Annotated in this window: 3 protein-coding genes; all 3 read left to right on the forward strand. The window is 72.5% G+C overall.

Annotated features, from left to right (window positions below; translation table 11 throughout):
• Positions 1-787 (forward strand): arabinofuranosyltransferase (locus G6024_RS07225; protein ID WP_182640331.1); only part of this gene is annotated, 787 nt, incomplete at its 5' end.
• Between the two features lie 91 nt (positions 788-878).
• On the forward strand, positions 879-4,232 hold the full coding sequence (locus G6024_RS07230; RefSeq protein WP_235027799.1) for an arabinosyltransferase domain-containing protein: 3,354 nt from the start codon (positions 879-881) through the stop codon (positions 4,230-4,232).
• A gap of 22 nt (positions 4,233-4,254) precedes the next feature.
• Positions 4,255-6,692: arabinosyltransferase domain-containing protein (locus G6024_RS07235; RefSeq protein ID WP_235027800.1), on the forward strand; the 2,438-nt coding region annotated here is incomplete at its 3' end.

Below are 6,692 nucleotides of genomic sequence, written 5' to 3' on the forward strand. Positions count from 1 at the left end.
CTACCTGTGGTGCCTGGCCTCGATGGCGATCACCGTCCTGGGCACCACCATGCTCGGTTTCCGCCTCGAACCGGTGCTCATCGGTCTGCTCGTGGTGGCGGGCGTCTTCGCGATCACCGATGTCGCCGGCCTCGCCGTGCGCCTCGCCGGGCGCCAGAACGGCACCGACCGGCCCGCTGCGGAGGCGGCCGACCGGCGTCGCCGGGCCACCGCGGTGGTGGGGGTCCTGGCCTCACTGGCCGCACTCGCCCACGCTCAGGGCATCCCCGATCACCTGCACGAGGAGATCCGGCTGGCCTACACCGACACCGACGGTCACGGAGAGCGGGCGGACCGCTACCCGCCCGGGCCCGAGTCCCACTACGCCGAGGTCGACGAGACCATCCGGGAGGCGTTCCCCGGCCGGAGGCGGACCGACCTCGTCGTCGTCAGCACCGCCGATGCCTTCCTCGCCTACCACCCGTACCTGGCCTACCAGGCCGTAACCTCCCACTACGCCAACCCCCTGGGGCGGTACGCCGACCGCAACGAGGCCATGCTCCGGTGGGAGGACGCCACCAGCGGCGCCGAGCTGCACGCCATGATGGACCAGACCCCGTGGCGCGGCCCCGACGCGATCGTCACCCGCCGGTCGGGCGACGGATACGCACTGCGCCTGGCCGAGGACACCTACCCCAACGACCCCAACGTGCGACGGTTCGGCGTCACCATCCCCGCCGAGGCCGTCGAGGGCCCCCACTTCGAGGTCCACGACGTGGGCCCGTTCGCCGTGATCGTGGTGCGGTGATCACGTGGTGACGACGCGGGGAGCGGGTGGCGGTCGCCGGTCCGGTGACGGCCCGGACGCAGGGACCGTTCCAGGGGGTGACGACGACGAGGTGCGCGACACCGACCGTGAGCGTCCCCTCGGACTGCACCCCTACCCCGGAATGGACCGCCACCGCCGGTGGGCGATCATCACCGGGTTCCTCGGTGCGTTCCTCGCCGTCCTCGCCGGGATACTGCCCGTCGACCAGGACACCACCCGTGTGCAGTGGACGGCCGGGCCCGACTACGCCCCGGTCACCGCGCCCCTGGTCTCCGGGCGGCCGCTCGACCTGACGATCACCGCCCCCTGCGCGCCGCTGGCACAGGTGCCGGAGAACACGATCGTGTTCTCCACCCTCCCGCAGGACGCCCCCGGGCGGATCTCCGACGGGCTGGTCGTCCAACGCGTCCGGGACGCCGCGGGCGATCCCGTCATCGAGGTCGCGGTCCGCAACATCACGCTGCTGTCCGTGCCGTTGTCGACCCTGCGCGACCCCGCGTGCGAGACGCTGCACGTGCGCGCCGAGACCGGGATCCTCACCGCCGAGTTCACCGGCCTCGAACGGGACCCCGACGACGCCGACGACGCCGTGCGCGCCGCCGTGCCCGGAAGCATGCGGCCGCAGGTCACCGGCGTCTTCACCGACCTCACGGCCGCGACCGCACCCGACGGGCTCGGTGAGTCGACGGTGGAGGTGACCGTCGACTCCCGCTACTCGTCCAGCCCCACGCTGCTCAAGCTGGTGCTGATGGTGATCGGCGTCCTTGCCACCCTCGCGTCTGTGGTGTTCCTGCACCGCCTCGACGGCATCGACGGCCGCTCGGGTCGACGGTTCGTGCCCCGGTCCTGGTCGCGACTGTCCGGGGTCGACGGCGTGGTGATCGGCGTCCTGGGTTTCTGGCACCTCGTGGGCGCCAACACCTCCGACGACGGCTACCTGCTGACCATGGCCCGCTCCGCCGGGCCCAGCGGATACATGGCCAACTACTACCGCTGGCTCGGCTCCCCCGAGTCCCCGGTGGGGTGGTACTACGAGATCCTGCGGGTGTTCGCCGAGGTGTCCACGGCCAGTCCGTGGATGCGCCTGCCAACCCTGGTGTGCGGAATCCTGTCGTGGCTCATCATCAGCCGGGAGGTCGTCCCACGGTTGGGCAGACTCGCCCGCACCTGGCGCGGACCGCGCTGGACGGGGGCCGCCCTGTTCCTCGCGTTCTGGATGGCGTTCAACAACGGGCTGCGGCCCGAGCCCGTGATCGCGCTGGGCGCCCTGCTCACCTGGTCGCTGGTGGAGCGGTCCATCGCCACCCGCCGCCTCGTGCCGGGCGTCGCGGCGATCGGTGTGGCCGCGTTCTCCCTCGGTGCCGGCCCGACCGGGCTGATGTGCGTGGCGGCGCTGGCCGCCGGCGCACGCGAGTTCGTCCGCATGGTGCGCCGCCGCGCGCAGGTGGTCGGATGGGCGGCGATCCTCGGACCCGTGCTGGCGGTGGGCCTCGCACTGCTCTACACCGTGTTCGCCGACCAGACCCTGGCCGCGGTCCTCGAGGCCACCCGCATCCGCACCGAGCTCGGTCCGAGTCTGCCCTGGTACGGGGAGAAGGAACGCTGGGAGGCACTGTTCGGGGTCTCCGCCGACGGCGGGGTCGCCCGGCGCTTCCCCGTCCTGCTCATGCTCATGTGCCTCGTGCTCGTCTCGGCCGTGATGCTGCGGCGTGGGCGGATCCCCGGCGCCGCCGCGGGGCCGTCCCGCCGGCTGATCGGCGTGATCGCGGGATCGTTGCTGTTCCTCGTGTTCACGCCCACCAAATGGACCCACCACTTCGGGGTGTTCGCCGGACTGGCCGGAGCCCTGGCGGTGCTGGCCGTGATCGCGCTGCGCTCCTCGACGGTGTCGCTGAGCCGGAACCGCTGGCTGGTGTGGGCGGCGCTGTGCCTCGTCGTCGGACTCTCCACCGCCACCGACAACACCTGGTGGTACGTCTCCGACTACGGCATCCCCTTCTCGGACTCCTTCCCCGCCATCGGCGGGGTGCAGATCCAGTACGTCGCGTTCGTCGGCGGCTTCGTGTGCCTGCTCATCGCCGGGCTCATCCACTCCGGGATCCTGCCCGACGACCCCGGCGCCGCCCTCCGCGTCCGCATCAGACAGGCGGTGCCCTTCCTGCGCACGCACGCCGACACCCCCGCGTCGCGACGGCGGGACGGCGGCTCCGGGGACACGGCCCGCCCGCGCCGGCGCGCCGGGATCGGCGGCGCCCCGCTGACGGTCGTCGCGTTCTCCGTGGTGATCTTCGAACTGTCCTCCGCGGTCATCGCCGTGTTCGCCCAGACCCCGGCCTACACGGTCGGGCGCGGCAACATGCGCGCCCTGGCCGGCGAACCCTGCGCACTGGCCGACTCGGTGCTGGTCGAGGAGGACTCCAACGACGGCCTGCTCGGCGCCATCGGGGCCGGGCCGGAGATCTCCCTCGGGGCCGGCGTGGTCAACGGCTTCGCCCCCAACGGTCTGCCGGACTCCATCACCGTCGACAGCACCGAGGCCTCCGGCTCCCTGGCGACGTCCGAGACCGGTGAGCGCGACCCCGGCGACGGCGTGGACGCCGGCACCACCGGTGGCCGCGGCGCCGTGACCGTCAACGGCTCCACCGTGGCCCTGCCCTTCGGCCTCGACCCGGACACCACTCCCGTCCTCGGTTCGTACCGGCGCGGGCCGCAGGTCGCCGCCGAACTCACCAGCGCCTGGTACCAACTGCCCGCCCGCAGCCCCAACCGGCCGCTACTCGTCATGGCCGCCGCCGGCCGGATCGGGAGCGGCGACCTGCGGATCGAGTACGGACGCCCCGGCCGGGTCGGCCCCGCCGGACCCACCGATTTCGAGGTCATGGGGTCCATGTCCCCCATCGACATCGGGCCGGCCCCCGCCTGGCGCAACCTGCGCATCCCGCTCGAGTCGATCCCCGCCGAGGCCGAGGTCGTCCGCGTGGTCGCCGCCGACGGCAACCTCGATCCCGACCAGTGGCTCGCTGTGACCCCACCACGGAACCCGCGCCTGCGCACCCTCGACGAGGTCGTCGGCCACACCGACCCGGTGCTCGTCGACTGGGTGGTGGCACTGGCGTTCCCGTGCCAGCGGCCGTTCGTGCACAACGGTGGCGTGGCGGAGATCCCCCGATACCGCATCCTCGCCGACCGGGAATCCTCCTCCGCCGCGAACTGGTGGCAGAGCGCCGGCGGCGGCGGACCCCTGCTGTGGACCACCCAGACGGTCGAGGCGATCACGGTCCCCACCTACCTCGACCACGACTGGTCGAGGGACTGGGGTTCGCTCCAGCGGTTCGAACCTCTGGACCCGCAGGCGAGTCCGGCCGAACTGGTCCGCGGCAGCGAGTTGCGGTGGGGCTGGACCACGCCGGGTCCGATGAAGTGATCGTCGCCTAGAATCGGTCGTCGTGTCAGACTCCTCGCCGGCCCCGTCCCCGGAAACCGCCCCGGCCACCGGCCCGGTGGCCGGCTCGGTCGCCGCCGACTCCCGCGTCAAGCGACTCCGTCTCATCTCGATAGTCAGCGGGCTCCTGGGGACCCTGTGCTTCCTCTCCCTGCCGTTCCTGCCGGTCGAGCAGACGACCTCGACCGTGCAGTGGCCGCAGAACGGGTCCGTCGACTCGGTCACCGCCCCGCTCATGGCGCACTCGCCGCAGCGGTTCACCGCCTCCGCACCGTGCACCCTGGTCGCGGATCTCCCGGAGGACGGGGGCATCCTGCTGGCCACCGCGCCCGCCGGCGGCGAGGAGGCCGGCGACCGCGCACTGTTCGTGCGCGCCTCCGCCGAGACGGTCGACGTGATCTCGCGCAACCGGGTGATCGTCTCCGCACCGCGAGACCGCGTGGAGGCCGGCGACTGCACACGGCTCAGCGTCGTCGCGGCCCCCACTTACGTGGAGGCGGCGTTCGAGGGGATGGACGATCCCGCGGCCACCCGCAGGGTGGACGCCGAGGACCTGCGCCCGATGGTGGTGGGCGTCTACACCGACCTGCCCTCGGACACCGCCGTGCCCGACGGTCTCGGCGCCACCGTGGAGGTCGACTCCCGGTTCACCACCGACCCCACCGCCCTCAAGTGGGCCGCCATCGTGATCGGCCTGCTGGCCACCGCGGTCGCCCTGTGGGCCCTGCACGCACTCGACCAGACCGACGGCCGGCGCGCCCGTCGCTTCCTGCCGCGCGGCTGGTTCAAGATCCGGCCGCCCGACGTCGTCGTGATCGGCACACTCGGCATCTGGCACTTCATCGGCGGCAACACCTCCGACGACGGCTACATCCTCACGATGGCCCGCGCCGCCGACCCGGCCGGGTACATGGCCAACTACTACCGCTGGTACGGGGTCCCCGAGTCGCCCTTCGGCTCCCCCTACTACGACCTGCTCACGCTGTTCGCACAGGTCTCCACCGCCAGCCCGTGGATGCGCCTGCCCGCGCTCGTCGCGGCCATCCTCTGCTGGCTGGTCATCAGCCGCGAGGTCCTGCCACGCCTCGGCCGGGCCGCCCGCACCACCCCGGTGGTGCTCTGGAGCGCCGCCGCCGTGTTCCTCGCGTTCTGGATGGCGTTCAACAACGGCCTGCGGCCCGAGCCCGTCATCGCGCTGGGGGCCCTGCTCACCTGGGTCTCCGTCGAACGGGCGATAGCCACGCGCCGGATGCTCCCGTTCGCGATCGCGGTGATCATCGCCTCGTTCTCACTGGCCACCGGCCCCACCGGCCTCATGGCCGTCGCCGCCCTCATCATGGGGCTGCGGGCGGTCGTCCGCACCGTGGTCGTGCGCGGCCGCCGGATCGGCTCGTACCTCGCCCTGATCGCCCCGGTGCTGGCCTCCGGCACCATGGTGCTCATCGTCGTCTTCGGCGTCCAGAACCTCGCCGCCGTCCTCGAGGCCATCCGCGTCCGCGGCGAGATCGGCCCCAACCTCAACTGGTTCGAGGAATTCGTCCGCTACTACTACCTGATGATCCCCACGGTGGACGGGTCCCTCGCCCGCCGCCTGCCGGTCCTGCTCGTGCTGCTGTGCCTGGCGCTGGTGATCGGCACCATGCTGCGCCGCGGCAAGGTGCCCGGCGCAGCCTCGGGACCGGTCTGGCGCCTGGTCGGCGTGGTCGTGGGCACCGCCTTCTTCATGATGTTCTCGCCCACCAAGTGGACCCACCACTTCGGTGTGTACGCCGGCATCGGCGGGGCGATCGCCGCGTTGGGCGCCCTCGCGATCTCCGCGTCCGCCGTCCGGACGGCCCGCAACCGCACGTTGTTCCTGGGCGTCATCCTCGTGGTGGTCGCGCTCGCCTTCGCGGGCCCCAACGGTTGGTGGTACGTCTCCAGTTACGGCATCCCGTGGTGGGACAAGGCACCCAGCGTCCGCGGCATCGACGCCGCCACTGTGCTGCTCGCCCTGGCCGTGCTCACGTTCGCCTACGCCGGCTGGCAGCACCTCCGTCGTGACTACATCGGTGAGCACGCGCCCCGCACCTCGGAGGGTCGTCGCCGGGTGCGGACCTTCGCCGCCGCCCCCATCGCGGTGGTCGCGGGACTGCTGGTGGTCTTCTCGTTCGCCTCGTTCGCCAAGGGAATCCACAAGCAGTACCCGGCCTACACCATCGCCGCCGGGAACGTGTCCGCGCTCGCCGGCAACCCCTGCATGCTCGCCGACCGCGTCCTGGTCGAGCCCGACGCGAACGCCGGCATGCTGGACCCGCTCGACGCCACCCCCCTGCCCGACGGGTCGATCGACCCGCGGGACCGGGCCGCCGCCATCGAGGCCGGGGAGAACACCGCGTTCACCCCGGACGGTGTCGCCCCGGACCTGTCGGCCGACGCGGTGGTGGCCGACCCCGGCGCCGC

The sequence above is a fragment of the Dietzia maris genome, assembly GCF_014144855.1.
GTDB classification, from domain to species: Bacteria; Actinomycetota; Actinomycetes; order Mycobacteriales; family Mycobacteriaceae; genus Dietzia; species Dietzia kunjamensis.